Source organism: Mycolicibacterium gilvum (genome assembly GCF_900454025.1).
In the GTDB taxonomy this organism is placed as follows: domain Bacteria; phylum Actinomycetota; class Actinomycetes; order Mycobacteriales; family Mycobacteriaceae; genus Mycobacterium; species Mycobacterium gilvum.
In genome coordinates, this window is the sequence record NZ_UGQM01000001.1 from 4,896,150 (window position 1) to 4,916,472 (window position 20,323).

General features: G+C 67.7%; 18 protein-coding genes. 13 read left to right on the top strand and 5 right to left on the bottom strand.

All coding sequences use genetic code 11. From position 1 onward, the window contains the following. Positions 1-40 precede the first annotated feature (40 nt). Positions 41-1,453 (bottom strand): aromatic ring-hydroxylating oxygenase subunit alpha, encoded by a 1,413-nt coding sequence (locus DYE23_RS23000; RefSeq protein ID WP_115328276.1) that lies wholly within the window; start codon positions 1,451-1,453, stop codon positions 41-43. Positions 1,454-1,478: 25 nt separating this feature from the next. Beyond that, positions 1,479-2,330, bottom strand: coding sequence for an SDR family NAD(P)-dependent oxidoreductase (locus tag DYE23_RS23005; protein ID WP_115328277.1), 852 nt, complete (start codon positions 2,328-2,330; stop codon positions 1,479-1,481). A 139-nt stretch (positions 2,331-2,469) separates the two neighbouring features. Here DYE23_RS23005 and DYE23_RS23010 point away from each other — a divergent pair, with 139 nt between their 5' ends. The 7 genes from DYE23_RS23010 to DYE23_RS23040 are packed head-to-tail and all read left to right on the top strand — an operon-like array spanning position 2,470 to position 11,192. Continuing rightward, a complete protein-coding gene (locus tag DYE23_RS23010; protein ID WP_115328278.1) occupies positions 2,470-4,050 on the top strand; it encodes an SMP-30/gluconolactonase/LRE family protein in 1,581 nt (526 codons plus the stop codon). Further along, on the top strand, positions 4,047-4,790 hold the full coding sequence (locus DYE23_RS23015; RefSeq protein ID WP_011892676.1) for a GntR family transcriptional regulator: 744 nt from the start codon (positions 4,047-4,049) through the stop codon (positions 4,788-4,790). Before DYE23_RS23010 ends, DYE23_RS23015 begins: the two co-directional genes overlap by 4 nt. Beyond that, complete coding sequence (locus DYE23_RS23020) at positions 4,787-6,283, top strand: AMP-binding protein (protein ID WP_115328279.1); 1,497 nt, start codon at positions 4,787-4,789, stop codon at positions 6,281-6,283. Before DYE23_RS23015 ends, DYE23_RS23020 begins: the two co-directional genes overlap by 4 nt. A 3-nt stretch (positions 6,284-6,286) precedes the next feature. Continuing rightward, positions 6,287-7,081, top strand: a complete 795-nt coding sequence (locus DYE23_RS23025) for an SDR family NAD(P)-dependent oxidoreductase (RefSeq protein WP_011892674.1) — start codon at positions 6,287-6,289, stop codon at positions 7,079-7,081. Then, entirely contained in the window at positions 7,078-8,559 is a 1,482-nt protein-coding gene (locus DYE23_RS23030) for an AMP-binding protein (protein WP_115328280.1), read from the top strand. Before DYE23_RS23025 ends, DYE23_RS23030 begins: the two co-directional genes overlap by 4 nt. A gap of 45 nt (positions 8,560-8,604) precedes the next feature. Next, a complete protein-coding gene (locus DYE23_RS23035) occupies positions 8,605-10,374 on the top strand; it encodes a bifunctional diguanylate cyclase/phosphodiesterase (RefSeq protein ID WP_099961956.1) in 1,770 nt (589 codons plus the stop codon). Next, positions 10,371-11,192, top strand: coding sequence for an adenylate/guanylate cyclase domain-containing protein (locus DYE23_RS23040; RefSeq protein WP_235660481.1), 822 nt, complete (start codon positions 10,371-10,373; stop codon positions 11,190-11,192). The genes DYE23_RS23035 and DYE23_RS23040 overlap by 4 nt, the downstream gene beginning before the upstream one ends. On the opposite strand, the gene DYE23_RS23045 is transcribed toward DYE23_RS23040, so the two are convergent. From DYE23_RS23045 to DYE23_RS23055, 3 genes are all read right to left on the bottom strand, one after another. Then, positions 11,168-13,384 (bottom strand): molybdopterin-containing oxidoreductase family protein, encoded by a 2,217-nt coding sequence (locus DYE23_RS23045; RefSeq protein WP_115328281.1) that lies wholly within the window; start codon positions 13,382-13,384, stop codon positions 11,168-11,170. The genes DYE23_RS23040 and DYE23_RS23045 overlap by 25 nt on opposite strands. A gap of 134 nt (positions 13,385-13,518) precedes the next feature. Beyond that, positions 13,519-14,592 (bottom strand): NAD(P)H-dependent amine dehydrogenase family protein, encoded by a 1,074-nt coding sequence (locus DYE23_RS23050; protein WP_115329084.1) that lies wholly within the window; start codon positions 14,590-14,592, stop codon positions 13,519-13,521. 15 nt (positions 14,593-14,607) lie between these two features. Further along, on the bottom strand, positions 14,608-15,396 hold the full coding sequence (locus tag DYE23_RS23055; protein ID WP_011892667.1) for an SDR family NAD(P)-dependent oxidoreductase: 789 nt from the start codon (positions 15,394-15,396) through the stop codon (positions 14,608-14,610). Positions 15,397-15,608: 212 nt separating this feature from the next. Between DYE23_RS23055 and DYE23_RS23060 the strand changes: the two genes are divergently transcribed. The 6 genes from DYE23_RS23060 to DYE23_RS23080 all read left to right on the top strand — a co-directional run bounded on the left by DYE23_RS23060 (position 15,609) and on the right by DYE23_RS23080 (position 20,323). Further along, a complete protein-coding gene (locus DYE23_RS23060) occupies positions 15,609-16,340 on the top strand; it encodes a hypothetical protein (RefSeq protein ID WP_049777230.1) in 732 nt (243 codons plus the stop codon). Positions 16,341-16,356: 16 nt separating this feature from the next. Then, entirely contained in the window at positions 16,357-16,959 is a 603-nt protein-coding gene (locus DYE23_RS23065) for a TetR family transcriptional regulator (RefSeq protein ID WP_011892665.1), read from the top strand. Between the two features lie 156 nt (positions 16,960-17,115). After that, positions 17,116-18,648 carry a nitric oxide reductase activation protein NorD gene (locus DYE23_RS23070; protein ID WP_011892664.1) on the top strand — a complete coding sequence of 511 codons (1,533 nt, stop codon included), beginning with the start codon at positions 17,116-17,118 and terminating at the stop codon, positions 18,646-18,648. After that, a complete protein-coding gene (locus DYE23_RS23075; RefSeq protein WP_013470881.1) occupies positions 18,645-19,445 on the top strand; it encodes a CbbQ/NirQ/NorQ/GpvN family protein in 801 nt (266 codons plus the stop codon). Before DYE23_RS23070 ends, DYE23_RS23075 begins: the two co-directional genes overlap by 4 nt. Positions 19,446-19,460: 15 nt before the next feature. Further along, positions 19,461-19,592 (top strand): hypothetical protein, encoded by a 132-nt coding sequence (locus tag DYE23_RS31785; RefSeq protein WP_011892662.1) that lies wholly within the window; start codon positions 19,461-19,463, stop codon positions 19,590-19,592. Continuing rightward, on the top strand, positions 19,589-20,323 hold the full coding sequence (locus DYE23_RS23080; RefSeq protein WP_011892661.1) for a hypothetical protein: 735 nt from the start codon (positions 19,589-19,591) through the stop codon (positions 20,321-20,323). The genes DYE23_RS31785 and DYE23_RS23080 overlap by 4 nt, the downstream gene beginning before the upstream one ends.

Below are 20,323 nucleotides of genomic sequence, written 5' to 3' on the forward strand. Positions count from 1 at the left end.
CGGTCAACGTGAGCGTGACCAACTACACCGAAATCGCGGCCTAGATCTCGCGGGGGTCGCCCGTTCCCATGTACTTGGACAGTTGGTGGTGCAGGTTCACGGTGCTGCGCTCGCGGTACGGGTTGGGCAGCGTGCCCGGGAAACCCGCGGACTTCATCCCCTGCTGCACCGCCGCCATGTTGGAGAAGTCCTGCGGCAGCACCGACAGCCAGTTCGGTGAATCCTTCGGCGTGTAGGCCCATTCCGTCGCGGGCTCTTCACCTTTCGGGTACAGCTCGAACACCGCGACCTCGAAGATGCACTTGTTCGGGTCGTAGCTCGGATCGGGACGGGCCGAATAGCAGAGCGCGCTCGTCAGGCCCTGGCCGATCTGGAAGTTCGGGAAGACCTGCCATGCCGTCCCGCTCTGACCCAGGATGTCCGGAGGGATCGTCGGCCAGATCACCCCGCGCGCCTCGTCGTCGCGCCGGGCCGAGGCGAGCCAGTGTTGCAGCACCTGATCGGCCGGGGTGCCTTCGGGCAGTTCGTCGACCAGCCGCTTGGCGGCGTTCACCAGCGTCTGCGTGGTGGTCGCGTTGGTCTCTTCCATGGTGTAGACCTGCATCTCGGCGGTCGAGATGCGCGGGTCACCGGTGCCGAGGCGGATCTTGGACTTGGTCTCGTCCATGCCCTTCGGTGCGTCGTAGCCGATATTGCTGTGCCGGCCCTGCGCTTTCGCCCATCCCTTGAATTCACCGAACTTGTTGAACTCCGGGTGGGTGGTGAACACGTGGTAGGTCTCGTTGAAGGCCTCCATCGCGACTTTCCAGTTGCAGTCGAAGTACAGCCACTTGCGCCACTTGTAGCGCATGTTCTCCAGCCCGAATGGCTCGAGGATCTTCGCGGCCGGGAACAGATAGTCGGCCAGCGGCTCGCAGTCGGGGTCCATGTTGACGAAAAGCCAACCGCCCCAGGTGTCGACCTGCACGGGAGCCAGATGGGTGTTGCGCGGTGTCAGCGTGCCCTTCCAGTCGTCCTGTTCGCGGATGTGGGTGCACGTTCCGTCCAGACCGTAGGTCCAGCCGTGGAATCCGCAGACGAACGACTTTCGGGCCCGCCCCACCGCGTTCTTGGCGCCGTCGGGGACGTCGACGAGCCTGCGGCCGCGGTGCATGCAGACGTTGTGGTGTGCGGCGAACGTGTTCTCGCCGGTGCGGACGACGATGATCGAGTCGTCGAGGATGTCGTAGGTGAGGTAGCTGCCCACTTCCGGGATCTCCTCGACGCGCCCGACCTGTTGCCACACCTTGCGCCACAGCTTGTCTCGCTCGGCGCGCGCATAGGCCTCGGAGACGTAGGCCTCGACGGGGATGGTCACCGGGTCCGACAGGTCCTCGGCGATCTGGCCCGTCGAGTCGTCGGGGTCTGCCTCGACCTCGATCGCGGCGTCGAGGTCTGATTCGGTATGGGTCACTTGATCTTCCTTTCAGCGCCGGCCATCAATGCCGACTGATCACTTCTCGGAAGGACTCGTCCTTGAGGAACAGCGACGTGTTGTCGGCGCCGAGATGGCTCCACTTCAGGTTCAGCCCGCCGTCGACGAGCAGCGTCTGTCCGGTGACGTACCCCGACAGATCGCTCAGCAGGAACAGGACGGCGCCCGCCTGCTCCTCCGGGGTGCCCCGCCGCCCCATCGCGATCGCCGTGCGGTCACGCTCGGGATCGTCGTCGACGTACATGCGCGATGCCGCGGTCTCGGTGACACCGGGGGCGACGGCGTTGACGCGGATTCCGTCGAGCGCGAGCTCGACGGCCATCGTGCGGGTCATCGCGACGATGGCGGCTTTGGCTGTGCCGTAGGCGATGTGGAACGGAGCGGTGTTCATCCCGCTGATCGAGGAGACCGACACGATGGCGCCGGGGTTTCCGTTGGACCGGATCTCGCCGCTGATCGCCTGGCTCATGAAGAACGCCGTCTCCAGGTTCGCCTGGAACAGTGCGCGCCAGTCGTCGCGGGTGACGCGGGTGGACGGCATCCACGTCGCCGGGGCGGCGCCGCCGGCGATGTTCACCAGACCGTAGAGGCGCCCGGGGGTGCGGCGCACGGTGTCGAGCACGGTCGCGATGCCGTCGTCGGTGGACGCGTCGGCGGCGACGGCCACGACGTCGCGTCCTTCCCCGGCCAGTGGAACGACGTGTTCGTCGAGGTTGTCCTGGGATCGGCTGACCGCCACCACGGTGGCGCCCGCGTCAGCGGCGAGGCGGGTGACGGTGGTGCCGATGCCCCCGCCGCCGGCTCCGGAGACGACGACGATGCGGCCGTCCAGGTTGATCGAGACCCCGGTCGTCATCTCACTTATCCGGACAAATAATGTGGCTCTGCATATTGCAGAACACTATTCCGCAGCGGTTATCTCAGCGTCAAGACCGGTTGGCGCGTAATTCGGCCGCTATTGTCTGGACTAGCCGCCCTTGCTAACGTCCGAGTCCATGAACGCCCGGTACGCCGCGCAGAACCCGACCGCCGCCGAGGGCTGGACTCTCCGGTCGGTCACGGCACCCAGCCCCCTCTTCGGCGCCAACGGCCTGCGCACAGGCCCCGACGGACGCATCTACATCGCCCAGGTGACGGGCAGCCAGATCAGCGCCCTGGACCCCGCTACGGGCGCGCTGGAGACGGTCAGCGCGAAAGGGGGCGACATCATCGCCCCCGACGACGTCGCGTTCGCCGATGACGGCACTCTCTTTGCGACCGAGGTGATGGACGGCCGGGTCAGCGCCCGCGAACCGTCGGGCCGCACCCGGGTACTGCGTGACGACCTGCCGTGCGCGAACGGCATCACCGTCGACCGGGGGCGCCTGTTCGTCGGAGAGTGCCGTGACGGCGGCCGGCTGATGGAACTTCCGCTCGACGGGGGCGAGCCGCGGATCCTGCTGGAGAACCTGCCCTCGCCGAACGCGATGGAGGTCGGTCCCGACGGACTCCTCTACTACCCGCTGATGACCGCCAACGAGATCTGGCGCATCGACCCCTCCGGCGGCGAGCCGCAGCGCGTCGCCGCCGACCTCGGTGTCCCCGACGCGGTGAAGTTCGACACCGACGGGTTCATCGTGTCCACGCAGGTGGCCTCCGGGCAGGTTCTGCGCATCGATCCCCGGACCGGTGAGAAAACCGTCCTGGCGCAACTGAACCCGGGCCTGGACAATCTGACGTTCGTCGGGGACCGACTGTTCGCGTCGAACTTCACCGGCGAGATCACCGAGATCGGCCGCGACGGGCAGACCTCGGCGCTGCTACCCGGCGGCTTGAACTGGCCGCTGGACCTGACGGTGTCCGACGGTCGGCTGTACGTGGCCGACGGCACGTACTTCTACCGGGTGGGTCCCGACGGCGCTCTGGAGACCGTGGGAATGCTCTTCTCCCCCGGCTACCCGGGCTTCCTGCGCGGCGTCGTCGCGGTCGGCGGCGACGAGTTCGTCGTCACCACGTCGGGCGGCCAGGTCGCGCGCTATCGGCCCGGCGCAGGTGAAACCGACTTCCTGGCCACCGATTTCGATCAGCTCTACGGCGTCGACGTGGCGGGAGACGGTTCGATCGTCTTCGCCGAACTGGGCACCGGCCGCGTCCTGCGTCTCGACGACGGCCGCGTCGAGACGCTGGCGAGCGGACTGCGGCAACCCGTCGGGGTCGCCATCGACGCCGACGGCGCACCGCTGGTGAGTGAATCCGGCGCCGGCCGCGTGGTCCGGGTGAGCTCGGGCGGGGTGGACACCGTCATCGACGGTCTCCAGCGCCCGCAGGGACTCCATGTGCGCGACAACCGGCTCTACATCGTGGACGCCGGCGCCAAGGAGCTCGTCGAATTCGATCTGGGCACCAAGGCGCGCAGCACGATCGCAACGGGACTGCCCGTCGGGCCGCCGCCGGGCGTCGAACCGAAGCCGCTCAAGGGCATGCCGCCGTTCTCGGGGCCCCAGGGTCCCTTCGCCGGGATCACCTCGGGCCCGGACGGCACGCTGTTCGTGTCCGCCGACGGGGACGGCAGCGTGCTGGCAGTTTCGCGCGGATGACCACCACCGCCGGCGATCACCGCTACCTGCAGGTGGCCCGCACGCTGCGCAAGGAGATCGTCGACGGCGTGTACCCGGTGGGCTCGCAATTGCCGACCGAACACGAACTGTGCGAACGGTTCGCGGTCAGCCGCTACACCATCCGTGAGGCGCTGCGCAGACTGCGCGAGGACAACCTCGTCGCGTCCCGCCCCCGGGCCGGAACCCTGGTGGTCCCGCGTCCGACCACCAATGCCTACGCGCAGGACGTGGTGGCGATCGACGATCTGCTCGCCTTCGCCCAGGGGGCCCGGTTCGCCATCGAGACCAACGCGATGGTCACCATCGACGACGAGCTCGCCGATTTGACGGGTCTGCCGGTGGGGACGGAATGGCTTGCGGTGAGCGGCTATCGGCGCATCGACGACGAGACCGCACCGTTCTGCCGCACCGAGTACTTCATCAACCGGAGCTTCGCCGCCGTGGGCCGGCACCTGCAGCGCCACACCGGTCCGATCTTCCCGCTCATCGAGGATCTCTTCGGAGTCAGCGTCGTCGAGGTGCATCAGGAGATCTCGGCGGTGGTGCTGGGCTCCGAACTCGCCGAGCGCCTGCAGATCTCGCCCGGTACCGCGGCCCTTCGGATGAAGCGCAGCTACACCACCTCCGACGGCGAGGTCGCGCAGGTGACGGTCAACACCCACCCGTCGTCGCGGTTCCGGCATGCGATGACGATGCGCAGGGTGCGGGACGCTCCGTGACCGGCACCCTTGTCGAGGCGCTGCGCGACGCCGCGCGCGACACCCCGGACCGCGTCCTGGTCCGCGATGACGCCGTGGCCCTCACGTGCGCGGAACTGCTCAGTGCGGCCACGGGTCTCGCACACGCCCTGACGCGCCGGATGCCGGCGGGCAGCGTGGTGTCGTTCACCGTGCCGAACTGGCATGAGGCGGCGATCATCTACCTGGGCGCCACGCTGGCCGGAATGGTGGTCAACCCGATTCTGCCGTCGCTGCGCGAGCGCGAACTGTCGTTCATCCTCGACGACGCCGACAGCCGGATGATCTTCGTGCCGGAGACGTTCGGCGGTCACGACTACGCCGCGATGCTCGACCGGGTGGTTCCGGGACTTCCGTCACCGCCGGAGGTCGTCGTGGTGCGCGGCGAGGGCCGGGTGACGTTGGCCGACCTGCTCGACGAGCCCGCGGACGGGGTCCTGCCCGCACCGAGGCCGACCGACACCCGGATGATCCTGTACACCTCGGGCACCACCGGCCGTCCCAAAGGCGTGCTGCACACCCATGAGTCACTGGCGGCGCTGATCGCGCAGCTGGGCCGGTTCTGGCGTATCGACCGGGGAGACACGTTCCTGGTGCCGTCCCCGATCGCGCACATCGGCGGGTCGATCTACGCGTTCGAGTGCCCGCTGCTGCTCGGCACCGAGGCCGTGCTGATGCAGCGCTGGGATCCCGACGCCGCGGTCGGCCTGATGCTCGAGCACCGTGTCACCCACATGGCGGGCGCCACCCCGTTCCTCGTCGGACTGCTGGCGGCCGCACAACGCGCCGGCACCCGGCTGCCCGACCTGAAGGTGTTCATCTGCGGTGGCGCATCGGTGCCGCCGACGCTGATCCGCAGCGCCGCCGCGTATTTCGACAAGGCCGCGGTGAGTCGCGTCTACGGTTCCACCGAGGTGCCGGTGACCACGGTCGGCGCCCTCGACGACATCGACCGGGCCGCCGACACCGACGGCCGACCTGGGATCGCCGAGGTCAGGATCGTCGACGGCGAGATCCGCGCCCGGGGACCACAGATGTTCACGGGTTACCTGCACCCGGAGGACGACCGCGAATCCTTCGACGACGCAGGGTACTTCCGCACCGGTGACCTCGGACGGTTCACCGAGGACAATCATCTGGCGGTGACCGGCAGAGCCAAGGACATCATCATCCGCAACGGCGAGAACATCTCCCCGAAAGAGGTCGAGGACATTCTCGTGACCCATCCGCGGATCGCGGAGATCGCCGTCGTCGGCATCCCGGATCCCCGTACCGGGGAGCGCGCGTGTGCCGCGCTCGTCACGACCGAGGATCCCCCGCCGGACATCGCCGAGCTGAAGGACTTCCTGACCGACCGCGGCGTCGCGAGATTCAAGGTGCCCGAGCAGATCCACGTCGTCGGCGCGCTGCCGAAGAACGATGCCGGCAAAGTCCTCAAACACGTCCTCAAGGCAGAGCTGACCAAGGAGTCCTGAAGCATGCAGACAGCCCAGGTTGCAATAGTCACCGGTGCCAGCAGCGGGATCGGCTTCGGCTGTGCCACCGCCCTGGCGGACCGGGGAATGGTGGTGCTGGGAACCGGTCGCGACGCCGGCCGCCTCGCCGAGTTGGAGAAGGCCGCCCCCGAACCGGGCCGCATCGCGACGCTGGCGGTCGACCTGACCGACGACGACGCACCGCAGCGCATCGTGTCGGCGGCACTGGACCGCTGGGGCCGCATCGACTTCCTGGTCAACAACGCCGGGATCGGTAGCCCGAAACCGTTGCACGAGACCGACGACGAGACACTGGACCACTTCCTCGGTGTCATGCTGCGCGCGCCGTTCCGATTGGCGCGCGACGTGATCGTGCACATGCAACCCGGCTCGGCGATCATCAACGTCACGTCGACGTTCGCGGTGGTCGGTGGGCTGCGCGGCGGAGCGTACTCGGCGGCCAAGGGCGGACTGACCGCTCTGACGAGTCACATCGCGTGCCAGTACGGCGCGCAGGGGATCCGGTGCAACGCGGTGGCGCCCGGGGTGACGCTGACCCCGATGGTGGCCACCCGGCTCGAAGACGAGCGGTTCCGCAAGATCAACACCGAGATGACGCCGCATCAGCGGCTCGGCCGCGTCGAGGACATCGCGTCGACGGTCGCGTTCCTGTGCTCCGACGGCGGCGAGTTCATCAACGGGCAGACCATCGTGGTGGACGGCGGGTGGAGCTCGACGAAGTATCTGTCCGACTTCGCTCTGAACTCGGAATGGGTTGCGCGTCAGGGCACCTCGTGAACCTGTTCGCACTCCTGGAACAGGCCGCGGCGCGCCACGGTGAGCGCGGTGCGGTGTATCACGGCGTTCAGCAGATCCACTCGTGGGCTTCCCTGCGGGAGCGGGCGTTGCGACTGGCAGGGTCGCTGCGCGACCTGGGACCCGGTGCGCGCATCGCGGTGGCCAGCGAGAACCGCCCCGAGATCGTCGAGCTGATGTTCGCGATCTGGGCGGCCGAATGCGTGTTCATGCCGCTCAATTTCAAGCTGCATCCGCGGGAGATGGAACAGATCCTCGACGACTCCGGCGCGGCGCGGGTGTTCGCCTCCCCGAAGATCGCCGCGCAGTTGACACCGGTGACGTCGGCGCCGGTCGAGGTGATCGGGTCAGCGGAGTACCGGAGCCGTTGCGCGGCAGACCCGTTGAGTGTCCCGCGATACACCGAAGCGGCGTCGCTGGCCTGGTTGTTCTACACCAGCGGAACCACCGGCCGGTCCAAGGGCGCGATGCTATCGCACCGCAACCTGATGGCGATGACGGTGTCGCACCTCGCCGACTTCGACTCCCCGGACGAGAACTCCAGCCTGATCCACGGCGCGCCGATGTCTCACGGCTCGGGTCTCTATGTGCCACCGTATGTTTCGCGCGGCGCCCGCCAGGTGGTCCCGGCGTCGGGGGCCTTCGATCCCGACGAGTTCCTGGACCTGTGCGGGCAGCACCCGCGCTGCAGCGCGTTCCTGGCGCCGACGATGGTGGCGCGCCTCGTCCAGACCGGCCGGCCACGTCCTGCCCACCTCGACACCGTCGTCTACGGCGGCGGACCGATGTACGTCGACAGCCTCAAGAAGGCGATGGCCGCGTTCGGCCCGATCTTCGTGCAGCTCTACGGGCAGGGCGAGGCGCCGATGACGATCACCGGGCTGCGGCGCGGTGATCACGTCACCGCCGACGGCTGGGCCCCGGACGCGGTGCTGGGTTCTGTCGGATACGCCCGCTCGGGCGTGGACGTCGCCGTCCTGGGTGAGGACGGTGAACCGGCGGGCGTCGACGAGATCGGCGAAATCGTCTGCCGGGGTGACGTCGTGATGTCGGGCTACTGGAACAATCTCGGCGCGACACAGGCGACGCTGAAGGACGGATGGCTGCGCACCGGGGACATGGGGTCCTTCGACGCGCACGGTTTCCTGACGCTGCGCGACCGGTCCAAGGATGTCGTCATCAGCGGAGGCAGCAACATCTATCCCCGGGAAGTGGAAGAGGTGCTGCTGGAGCACCCCGGTGTCCTCGAGGTCGGTGTGGTCGGCGCCCCCGACACGGACTGGGGTGAGGTGGTCGTCGCCTTCGTCGTCGGCGACGTCGGGGTCGCGGAACTCGATGCACACCTGCTGGAGAGAATCGCCCGTTTCAAGCGACCGAAGCGCTACGAGTTCGTCGACGAGTTGCCCAAGAACAGCTACGGCAAGGTCCTCAAGCGCGAACTGCGCGAGCGGTTGAAATAGCGGCAAGCACGCTGACGTCGGCTTTGCCCGGGCTACGATGACGCCGTGGGGTGGGTGCGGGCCGGCTGGGCCGCGATCAAGCGGGCCGAGATGTGGCCGGGAATCGCGACCCCGACCCTGTGGGCCCGAACCGCGGGTATCTGCCTGGTCTTCGGCGCCGTCACGGTTGCCCTGACCACGCCTCTGGCAGTGCACGACCCCACCGTCGCCGCCGTGCACTACGTCAACGCCGTCATGGCACTGGTCGCCGGCATCGTCGTGCTGCGGCGCGGGCCCCGGGTGACGCTGTGGCAGTTCCACTGGGTGGTCATCGTGGCCACACTGCAGATCACGCTGGCGGTCTCGGTGTCGGAGGGCGTGGCCGCCGTCGCGGTCGCCACGCTGTATGTGTTCGTGTCCTGTGCCGCCTTCTTCGTGGCCTGGCCGACCGCGGCGGTGTACCTGACGGTGGCGATCGCCTGCTGCATGACGGCGCTGGGCATCGCATCGGCGGTGCCGTGGTGGGCGGGCCTGTTCACCTCGGCGACCATGGCGGCGATCGGGATCCTGATCATCGTGCTCGGCCAGAGCGTGTCGCGAGGCGAGTTGGACGCCGCGACCGGGGTGCCCAACCGCCGCGGATTCGAGCGTCTGATCAGTGCCGAGATCGGCCGTGCCCACTCCGGGGGCACCGGCCCCGCGGTCGTCGTCATCTGCCTCGACAACTACGCGGCCGTCCACGACGAGTTCGGCGATCGCGCCGTCGACGCGCTGATGCACCAGCTGGTGGGGCCGTGGCTCGGCGTGCTGGCACCCGAGCACGTGCTGGCTCGCCGCGCCGACGACGAGTTCGTGCTGATGCTGCCCGCGACCACCGAGCAGGCGGCGCTGGCGCTCACCCAACGGCTCCGCACGGCGAGCCCCCAGGATTTCTCCGCCGGCGTCAGCGCGTGGAATCCCGGGGAGGATGCGGCGCCGGTGCTCGAGCGCGCCGACGTCGCGCTGCGGCGCGCCCGTTCGATCGGGCGCAACCAGACGATGTTGGAGTCCTCGCACCTGCCGTCCATCGCTGTGCAGCTCCGCGATGCGCTCGCCGCCGAGACGGTCGGCGTGCGCTACCAGCCGATCATCCGACTGGGCGAGATCGATACCGTGATCGGAGTCGAGGCCCTGCTGCGCTGGTCACCCGAGTTCGGCTCCGATCTGCAGGCCAACGAGGTGATCCGCGTCGCGGAGGACAACGACCTGATCGCCGCCCTCGACCAGTACGTGCTGCGGCGCGCGTGTCTGGACGCCCAGTGGATCCAGCGCCAGGTCACCGATCTCCGACTCTCGCTGAGCGTCAACGTCTCCGGTCTGGAGTTGGTCGAGAAGGGCTACGTCGACCGTGTCGTCGACACCCTGGCGGCGACGGGCTGGCCCGCCGCACAGCTCATCCTCGAAGTGACCGAGAGCGTGATCGACGTGGACCGGCCCTCGTCGATCTACGCGCTGCACGAGCTCCGCAACCACGGAATCCGGGTCGCCATCGACGATTTCGGCACCGGATACTCGTCGCTGAGCAGGCTGCAGAAACTGCCCACCGATCTGCTCAAGCTCGACGGATCGTTCACCTCCTCGATCACCTCGGTGTCGTCTTCGGCCCCGCCGTTCCTTCGGGCCGTCGCGGGACTCGGGCACGCGCTCGGACTGCCGATCGTGGTGGAGGGGGTGGAGACGGCGCATGAGGCAACCGTGCTGCGCGGCATGGGATTCGCGATGGCGCAGGGCTACCATTTCGGTCGCCCGCAGACCCGCGAGGACGTGGTCGACACGATCGTGCGCGCGAGGCTGTGACCGTCGCGCTGTGGGTCGTCGTCGCGGCGCAGACGGTGGGCCTGATCGTGCTGACCGTGATGCTCATCGTGTCCCGGCGGTCCCTGTCGAAGGCCAGGCGCGCGGTGGGGCGCCGGCACGGCGACGACCCGGGGCGGCGGCGCCGCCCGCCGATCGGCGTCGCGCCGCTGGCGGTCAGGACCGTGATGAACACGGTGCACACCGCGGATGCGATCGTGCGCAAGGGTATCGGCGGTTCAGTGCGCAGTTCGATCGAGGATCTCGCGGGATGGGCCCGGATCGAACGGCCCGACCTGGCCCGGGTCGTCTCCGCCGACGGGACCGTCGTCCTCGTCTTCTCCGACATCGAGGGCTCCACCGAACTCAACGCGTCGCTGGGAGACCGTGCCTGGGTCAAAAACCTTGAGCGCCACAACACCCTGATTCAGCGATGCGTCGCCGATCACCGGGGCCACGTGGTGAAGAACCAGGGCGACGGTTTCATGATCGCGTTCGCCGAGCCCGCCGACGCGATCCGGAGTTGCTGCGACGTGCAGCGGGCACTGGCGCGGGACCCCGACCGGTGGGGCGGGATCCGGGTGCGGATGGGGGCACACGTCGGTACGTCGGTTCGGCGCGGGGACGATCTGTTCGGCCTGACCGTCGTCGTCGCGTCACGCGTGGCCGATCTTGCCCAGGGCGGACAGATACTCGTGAGCGAGGCCGTGCGAGAGTCGCTCGACGGGTCGGCCGGTATCGGCTTCGGTGAGCCACGTGCGGTGAGCCTCAAGGGGTTACGGGGTACGCAGAACGTCTACCCCGTCGACGTCTCGCCGTGAGCGCAGACCCTGACCGCGATGTCACCCTGCCTCGGCAGACCGGTCACGGGGTCGTACTCGGTATCGGTGGGTACGAGCCTGCCGACGTTCGTCCCGTGCTCGCGGAAACCCGAATCCTCCTCGGGCAGACCCCCGAAGGCGTGGTGCATCGCGACGACATCCCGGCGCAGCGTGGGGTCGGCCTCGACCACCGCGGCGACCGTGTCGTGGCCGGAGGTCACCGACACCGCGGCGCCGGATTGCAGGCCGAGCCCCGCCATCGCCTCTGGGTGCATGTAGAGCGGGTTGAACGGCTTGCCGCGATGGAGCGCGGGTAGCGCGGTGCCCGAGGAGTTCATGAAGTTCTGATGGCGGCGCGGGATGAGCCGGAACGGAAACTCCGAAACATCCTGGCGCAGCGCATAGTTCTCGGCCCGTACCGCGTTCAGCTCGTCCAGCATGTGCGTGTTGCCGACATCGAGGCGGTCCGCGCAATCGGGATCCCGTTCCTGGACGACGGCGTCGACGTCGAAGATCTTGCCGTGCGGATGGCTGCGTACCTCGTCGAGCGGGATGCGCGAGGTCGAACACATCTGGGCGAACAGTTCCTCGGTGGTGAGGTCGGTCTCGGCGTTGATCGGCAGCACCACGGGCGGCGACTCCATGAATCTGCCGCCGCCACCGCCGAAGAAGTTGACGAACCACAACTCGAGGCCCATGCGCTTGGTCAGGCCCAGGAAGAAGCGCCACTCCTCGATCAGGTCCGAGCCTGCGGGCGGCTCGACGATCCGCGGAACGTACTGCCCGTACGCGGCGGGAATGCCGGTGCCGCTGGTGTAGTACTTGATCAGCTCGCTGCCCATCGTCATGGCCGGTGTCTCCATCTGCATCATCGGGGCGATGACGTAGTCGGCGAGTTGCGACGTCAGCGACATCTCGGTGTCGAGTGTCACGAGAAGCTCCAGGCTCTCCAGCGCCCGTTTGGTCTTGCGCTGATCCGGCCAGGCCGCCATCGGATTTCCCCCGATGCAGATGAGCGCCTTCACCTGGCCGTCGCCTTCGAGCAGGATCTCGTCGGCCAGAGCGGCCGTCGGCATCCCGGCCACGGTGTCGGTGAGCCCGCGCACCCGGAGGCGCTCGCCGTAGCCCCAGCCCTCGTAGGGCGGGTGAGGCTGGGCCTTCGCCGTGAACGCCGGCATCAGGGTGTTCGGTCGCGTCACACGCTCGCCGGCGCGCTGCCAGCGGCCGCAGATCGTGGTCAGGCACAGGCACAGGTACTCCAGCAGGTTTCCGTGCAGCGCGAAGTTCGCGCCCGTGCCGGCGTTGACCATCCCGCGCCTGGTCCCGTAGGTCGCGAAAGTCTCGGCCGCGTCGTGCAGTTGGTCCTCCGGCACATCGGCGCGCTGCGCGACGTAGGCGGGTGTGAAGCCGGCGACGGCACGGGCCAGATCGTCGAACCCTGCCACGTTCTCGTCGATGAATGCCGGATCGTGCCACTGCCGGTCGATGATGATGTGGATGATCCCGGCGAGGATCGTGACGTCTTCGCCCGGCCGGGGCTGCAGATGGACGGCTGCGCGGGCGGCGGTCTGCGAGCGCCGAGGGTCGATGACGATCAGCTTCATACCGCGCTCGATCGCCGCGCGCAGGTTCTGGGACGGATTCTGGCCCGGGATGCCGATGGCCTTCGACACCAGCGGGTTGGTGCCCACCAGCATCCAGCTGTCGGCCTCGTGGAAGTCGACGTCACCGCCGAGCCAGTGGCCGTGGGCCGCCAGGGCGATCTGTTTACCGGGTTGGTCGATGGTGTTGGCCGTGAAGAACATCGGCGACTCGATGCCGCGCATGAACGCGTTGCCCATCAACGCCGACGCGGGGTACGGCAGACCGTTGGTGCCCAGATACATCGCCACCGAACGCGGGCCGTGCTGTGCGATCAGCTCCTGCAACGCGGCGGCGATCTCGTCCATCGCCTGTTCGGAGCCGATCGCGGTGTAGGTACCGTCGGGCAGGCGCTTGCGGCTGTGCAGAAGCCGGTCGGGATTGTTGTGGATCTCCGGCAGTGCCCGGCCCTTGATGCAGTTGTAGCCCTTGAACATCGGGTTGTCCGGATCACCCGCGACCTTCGTCAGGCGCCCGTCGGTGACGGTGGCGAGCACGCCGCAGTGGGCCGAACAGATTCGGCAGATTCCCGGGTGTGTGGTCTGGGGCATGATCCGCGCTTTCGATGCTCAGACGGTCGCTCCCGTAGCCACCGCCGCAGCCATGCTAAGCGACTGCCCAGCATCACCGGTCGAGAACGCGGGAATCGTCACGCAACCGCGTCCAGACGGTCACGGCGAGCCTCTCACCACATCAGGCCGCGGATCATCGCCGCAGGCGGAATGTCCTCTGCCCCAATGAGTCCGGCCGGCGCATCGCAGACCCAGTCGATCGCGTTGACCGCACGGGCGGCGGTGGACAGGCAGCCGGCATCGGTGACGTCCAGCGAGGGGTGGGACAGGTGGGTCATCAGCTCGATGCGTGGCTCGCCCTCCACGATCACCATGTGCACGCCGTCCATCTCCGCGGGCGGATACTCCCAGTCGGGGGCGGCCGCGGGGGTCAGCCGGGTGGTGTGCTCGACGGTGATGACGGGTGTGCCGCCCCGTACTCCCTCGGCGGCGAACCGCACGCCGGCCAACTGTCCGGGCTCGACGGTCATCATCGTGCATTCGATGCGCTGCGGCGTGTACCACGGTTCGAACCGTTGACACACGTCATCGAGTTCGACGCCCAGCTGGTCCGCCAGATTGCGCACCAGTCCGCCGAACATCGACGTGACCACCCCGGGCTGGAACGCCAGCGGTAGATCGTCCTCGGGGGTGGTGCCGAAACCCATCGCGGCGCCGGTGTAGTCGTAGTCGTCGTAGTTGCCGTAGTCGAAGATCTCCTTGATGGTGACGGATTCGGCTCTGGTCACGAGGCTCAGTGCGGCGTGCACCGCGGTGTCGCCGGAGTACCCCGGGTCGATCCCGTTGACGTACAGCGACGAACCGCCCGCCGCGCAGGCCTGCTCCAGCGGACCGCGCAGCCAGTCGTCGGCCTGCCGTGGAGTCACCAGCCACACCATCGACGTACCGACGACGTTGATGCCGGCCGACAGGATCGCCGACATCTGCTCGATGGCCTCCATCGGCCGCGTCTCCCCCAGCGCCGTGTACACCACACAGTCGGGCTTCAGCGCGAGCAGCGCATCGAGGTCGCCCGTCGCGAGGACCCCCGTCGGTTCGGTCAACCCGCACAGTTGCGCCGCATCACGACCGATCTTGTCCGGTCCGGACGCGTGCACGCCCACCAACTCCAGATCGGGGCGTCCGATGATGGCCCGTAACGAATGCCTGCCGACGTTGCCCGTCGAGAACTGCACCACTCTGCGCACTGGAAACCGTTCCACTCAGTAGTCGGGGATGGGCAGCGGCGAGTTGTTGGAGTCGATGCCGCCGTCCACGTGAAAGATCGCGTTGGTGGCATAGCAGTCGCGCGTGGACAGATACACGCACAACCTCCCGAGGTCCTCGACGTCGCCCAGGCGATGCAACGGCGTCGCCTCTTTCATCTTCTCCAGCGACCCGGGTAACAAGTCAAGGCTTCCTTGTAACCCTTCGGTCGCGAAAGATCCCAGCGCGATCGCGTTCACGCGGATCTTCGGGGCCAGTTCCTGGGCCATCGCACGGGTCAGCGCTTCGAGTCCGCCCTTGGCCACGCAGTACGCGGTCAGCGCCCGGATGCCGAATCGGGCAGAGCCCGAGGAGATGTTGACGATCGAGCCGCGTCCCGCATCGATCATGTGCGGCGCCGCCAGCTGGCTCATGATGAACGCCGAGGTGACGCACCAGTCGAACGTGTGCCGGAAGTCCTCGTCGGTGATGTCGAGGAACCGGGCGTAGGTGGAGCCACCGACGTTGTTGATCAGGATGTCGATTCGGCCGAACCGGTCCATGGCGGTGCCGACGACCCGTTCCCCGTCCGGTCTGCTCATCGCGTCGGCGACCACCGCGACGCCGCGCCCTCCCGCTGCCTCGATACCGTCGATGGTCGAGACGATGTCGGATTCCGTTCTGGCCGTGCCGATCACGGTTGCGCCGGCCTCCGCGAGCACACGTGCGATGCCCTGCCCGACGCCCTTGCCCGCGCCGGTGACAATGGCAACCTGACCGTCGAGCTGGAACTGTTCCAACGCCATGAGGTCCTCCTCGTCGAGGTGCAGCCCATCTAACGATTTCTCCTGACCGAAGTCAATAGTGCGGGCCGTTTCGACAGGTGCAAGCGGCGCGGCGAGCAGATGGACGGGCACGTAGAACGACGAAACATGCTATCTATTGCGCCATTCCACACAGCAGGCCCGCCCGGAAGATGGGTGTTGACTGCGGCTCGGCACTGACTATAGTCAGCAATATGGGACTGCCGACTCTGAGATCGAGGCGTGGCCGCGACGGGGCGACCACACCCCGGACGTCGGCCAGTGGTCTCGACGAGCACATGGAGGAGTCCCGGCGGGCCCAGCGCCAGGCCGACAAATGGCTCATCTCCGGAGGCCTGCTGATCGGCACCGCCGCCCTCGGCATCTTCGGACTGCCGCTGTTCCTGCGTGGCGTGTGGTTGCTGCGCAAAGCCCAGCGCGACGGGCTGACCGTGCGCCCGATGCTGGTCACCCTCATCGGCTACCTCGTGATCATCGACGCCGCCATCAACACCGTGGGGTGGGCGCTGGACCTGGTCGCCAGCCACACCATCCTGGCCCGGATCCTGTTGAACGGCTGGGGCGCGATGTTCGACGCCGGCTACTTCTGGCACTACAACGAGCTGTGGCTCGGCGGCGCAGCCGGGCCCGGCGAGAAGGCCATGGAAGTCGGGATGATCCTGACCGTCTTCACCATGCGGATCGCCGCAGGCATCGGCTTCCTGCAGATGAAGCGCTGGGGCCATCAGTGGATGATCATCACCTGCTGGATGGGCATCCTCATCTGGTGCCTGTACGTGTTCAACATGACGATGTACGCCGACGTCAGGTACGCCGGGACCGTGCTGCCCGTGGTCGGCTGGTGGCTCTACGACATCTTCTACATCACACCGTTTCTCGCGATTCCCTATCTGCACTCCGTCAACCGCGAGATCTTCGTGGACTGACCGGGATGACACCACGATGACGCCCCAGATCAAACAGTCGGCCCGCGAGTTGCGCAGGCTGCAGACGCGCGAGCGGATCCTCGGTGCCGCGATCGCCGAGTTCCAGGCGTCCGGCATGGCGGGCGCGGATGTGGGTGCGATCGTCTCGGCGGCCGGCGTCGCGCACGGCACGTTCTTCTTCCACTTCCCCAGCAAGGAGCATGTGCTGCTGGAGCTGGAGAGACGTGAAGAAGCCCGTATGGCAACGGAATTCGTCCGCTATCTACGCCGCAGCCACGATCTGACAGCTGCCTTGACGAAGGTGGTCGGCCTGATCGCCGGCCTGGAACAGCGGTTGGGCCCCGTGCTGTTCCGGGAACTACTCGCACTTCACTTCTCCCCGACCCGGCCCAGCGACGACGACTGGTCCGACCACCCCGTGATCGTCTCCCTCGTCCGCGAGATCGAGCGCGCGCGGGGGGACGGCGAAGTACACCCCGAGGTCGACGCGTTCTTCAGCGCCGCGTTCTTCCTGCTCGGTGTCTACGGCGTGCTGACCACCGTGACGAGCAGCGACACCCGCGACGCCATGCTGGCCAACCTGATCACGACCGCCCGGCGGGGCCTGGAATCCCGATGACCACCACCACTGCACGCCCTATCGACGAGGAGAACTGACATGGCCGGATGGATCTGGGAGATCCTGCGCTACGTAGGAGCGTGGGGCGGTACGGGACTGATCATCTGGTTCTGGTACTGGATGTTCTCCAACCTCGGAACCTTCTGAGACCCTGCGATGTCAGAGATCTCAGAAGCACACGCCCTGGCCATCGAGCGCAGTTGCGCGCTGACCGCGGTGGCGCTGAGCGGTCAGCGGCGCACCGGCGTTCACCTCGTCAGCGGCCGTCACCGTGGCTTCGGACTGAGCCCGATGCTCGACACCGTGCACGTACCCCATCCGATCACCCACCCGGAATGGACCCGCAGGACGTTGACATGCGGTGTCGCGCTGCAGTGTTCACCGTCGAAGGAACGTGTCACCGACTACCGGATCAACGAGCTGACCGGTCGCGAACTGAGTGCACTCGCCCTCGTCGAAGGCGGCGTCGCCCTGGGGTGGGTCGCCGAGAACTGGCCGGGCCTGCTGCCCGAGATGCGCCGGCTTCTGCCGGACCTGGAATCGGCGCCGGCCGACACGGACGGCAAGCAGATGATCGACCGCGCGGTGGCGCTGGCCCGCACCCGCCACCCTCTGGACGTCGACGCCCTGCTCGGCACCCTGCCTCGGGCGCACACCGCACCGCAGAGCATGGCCGACAAGCTGCGACGCACCCTCGGACGACTGCCGTGGACGATGAACGAAAAGCGTTCTCCGCAACCGCACTCCGTGCCGGCCGGCGGTGACGGAGGCGTCCGCAACCCGAACCTTCCCCCGCCGAGCAGGCCGCACGAGAGCGACCTCGACGTCACTCCCGAGCACCGCCCGGGCATTCCCTATCCCGAGTGGAACATGTGGACCGAGAGCTTCATGCCCGATCACGTCGCGGTTCTCGAGCGGTCCCACAGCGGTGGCGCCGGCGAGCCCGGACCGATCGCCGTCGACGTTCGTCGGTGGTTCGAGAAGAACACCCACCGGGCCATGGTGAACCGTCTGGAGGACGGCTCCGACATCGACGTGGACCAGTACGTCGGCCACTACATCGACGTGTCCACCGGGGAAGCGGTCGAGCCGAGGATCTTCCGCGAACTGTCCGTGATCACCCGTGATGTGACCACCGCCCTTCTCCTGGACGGGAGTTCGTCGCTGGGCGTGCACGGCGGCACGGTCTTCAAGCTCGAACTGGCGTGCGCCGACGCGCTGTCGCGGGCGATGACCGGCGCCCGGGAACGGCACGGCATCTTCACCTTCACGGGCAACACCCGCCACCGCGTCGAGGTGAACTGCCTCAAGGACTTCAGTGATCGGCGGTTCGTGCCGCCCGGCAGCCTCGGCCTGTCCACCGGTGGGTACACCCGCCTGGGAGCACCGTTGCGGCACCTGACGAGCCGACTGCTCGCCGAGCCGTCGGAACGGCGCCTGCTGATCGTGCTCGGCGACGGGCTGATCTCCGACGAAGGCTACGAGGGCCGGTACGCGTGGGCCGATTCCGCCCACGCCGTCGAGGAGGCCAACGAGGCCGGCGTCTCCGTCTACTACGTCGGCATCGGACCGGCCCGGGTGGATCCGCTGCCCGAGGTGTTCGGGCCGCGGCGATCCCAACGCATCCGCCGGGTCGAGGACCTGCCCCGGGTCCTCGCCCACGTCCACAGAGAGCTGGTAGCAGCATGACCGACACCTATCTCGCCAACGGCACAGAGGTCCAACTGTTCGAGCAGGCCTACCGGCAGCGGCTTCCCGTGATGCTGACCGGCCCGACGGGGTGCGGTAAGACCCGACTCGTCGAGCACATGGGTCTGCTGCTGGGTCGCCCCGTGGTGACCATCAGCTGCCACGACGACCTCACCAGCTCCGATCTCGTCGGCAGGTTCATGGTCACCGGGGGTGACGTCACGTGGACCGACGGACCGCTCACCCGCGCGGTCAAGACCGGGGCGATCTGCTATCTCGACGAAGTGGTGGAGGCACGGCACGACTCCCTGGCGGTCCTGCACTCGTTGACCGACCACCGGCGCACCCTCTACCTCGACCGCGCGGGTGAGGTGGTGGCGGCCCCGGAGACCTTCATGCTGGTCTGCTCCTACAACCCGGCCTACCGCAGCTCCCTCAAAGAGCTCAAACCCTCGTTCCGGCAACGGTTCGTGACCCTGCCCATGCGGTACCTGCCGCCCGAGCGGGAAGCCGAGGTGATCGTCGCCGAGACCGGAGTCGCGACGGCCACCGCCGAGCGACTGGTGCGGTGTGCCACCGCGATCCGTACCGCCGACGAGGCGTTCCACTTCGAGCCGCCGTCGACCCGCGTGCTGGTCACCGCGGCGCAACTGATCGCTGCCGGCGCCACCGAACTGGAGGCCGCCGAGGCCTGCGTGCTCGCGCCGCTCTCCAGCGACGGCGCCATCGCCGAAGGCCTGCGCGAGGTCGCGGCGGCCGGCCTCGCCGCTGCCGGCAACCCGAGCCCGAACCGATAGGAAGGAAACGACGCCATGGTCGATCAGAAAGAGAAGAACCGCAAGAAGGCGCTCATCATCCTGCAGATCGTCGTGTACGGATACCTGGCGCTGATGTTCGGCATCCAGCTCTACATGTCGTTCGCCCGCGGTTGGTGGGAGCTGTGAACTTCCCTACGCTGAAACGGAAGTCGGAGACCGCGGCCGTCGCAACCGGCGTGCGTCCCGGTCCGGGCAATCTCGAGGCCCACTACGACGAGTCGAGGGCCGCCCAGCGTCGCGCCGACAAGTGGATGATCGCCGGTGCGGCGCTGATGGGAATGTGGGCGCCCGGCCTGATCGGACTACCCATCTTCATGCGCGGCGTCTGGCTGCAGCGCCAGGCGTTGCAGGCCGGGTTGTCGGTGCGGCCGATGATCGTCACGCTGATCGGCTACCTGGTGCTGATCGACGGAATGCTCAACAGCCTCGGCTGGGCGCTGGACCTCGTCGCCAACCACACGCTGATCAACCGAGTGCTGATGGTCGGCTGGGGCGCGATGTTCGATGCGGGCTATTTCTGGCATTACAACGAGGCGTGGATCGGCGGCGCGGCCGCACCGGGTGAGAAGTCGATGGTGTTCGGCATGATCCTCACCGTCTTCGCGATGCGCTGCGCCGCTGCGATCGGGTTCCTGCAGATGAAGCGCTGGGGGCATCAGTGGATGATCATCACCTGCTGGATGGGAGTGCTCATCTGGTGCCTGTACGTGTTCAACATGACCATGTACGCCGACGTGCGCTACGCCGGGGTCGTGTTCCCCGTCATCGGCTGGTGGCTCTACGACATCTTCTACATCACACCGTTTCTCGCGATCCCGTACCTGCACACGGTCAACCGTGAGATCTTCTCGGACTAA

Bases quoted from the DNA above. Each gene is read 5' to 3' on its own strand.
- DYE23_RS23025 (WP_011892674.1), top strand. From the start codon at position 6,287: ATGCAGACAGCCCAGGTTGCAATAGTCACCGGTGCCAGCAGCGGGATC.
- DYE23_RS23045 (WP_115328281.1), bottom strand. From the start codon at position 13,384: ATGCCCCAGACCACACACCCGGGAATCTGCCGAATCTGTTCGGCCCAC.
- DYE23_RS23075 (WP_013470881.1), top strand. From the start codon at position 18,645: ATGACCGACACCTATCTCGCCAACGGCACAGAGGTCCAACTGTTCGAG.
- DYE23_RS23015 (WP_011892676.1), top strand. From the start codon at position 4,047: ATGACCACCACCGCCGGCGATCACCGCTACCTGCAGGTGGCCCGCACG.
- DYE23_RS23055 (WP_011892667.1), bottom strand. From the start codon at position 15,396: ATGGCGTTGGAACAGTTCCAGCTCGACGGTCAGGTTGCCATTGTCACC.
- DYE23_RS23065 (WP_011892665.1), top strand. From the start codon at position 16,357: ATGACGCCCCAGATCAAACAGTCGGCCCGCGAGTTGCGCAGGCTGCAG.
- DYE23_RS23005 (WP_115328277.1), bottom strand. From the start codon at position 2,330: ATGACGACCGGGGTCTCGATCAACCTGGACGGCCGCATCGTCGTCGTC.
- DYE23_RS23070 (WP_011892664.1), top strand. From the start codon at position 17,116: ATGTCAGAGATCTCAGAAGCACACGCCCTGGCCATCGAGCGCAGTTGC.
- DYE23_RS23010 (WP_115328278.1), top strand. From the start codon at position 2,470: ATGAACGCCCGGTACGCCGCGCAGAACCCGACCGCCGCCGAGGGCTGG.
- DYE23_RS31785 (WP_011892662.1), top strand. From the start codon at position 19,461: ATGGTCGATCAGAAAGAGAAGAACCGCAAGAAGGCGCTCATCATCCTG.
- DYE23_RS23060 (WP_049777230.1), top strand. From the start codon at position 15,609: ATGGGACTGCCGACTCTGAGATCGAGGCGTGGCCGCGACGGGGCGACC.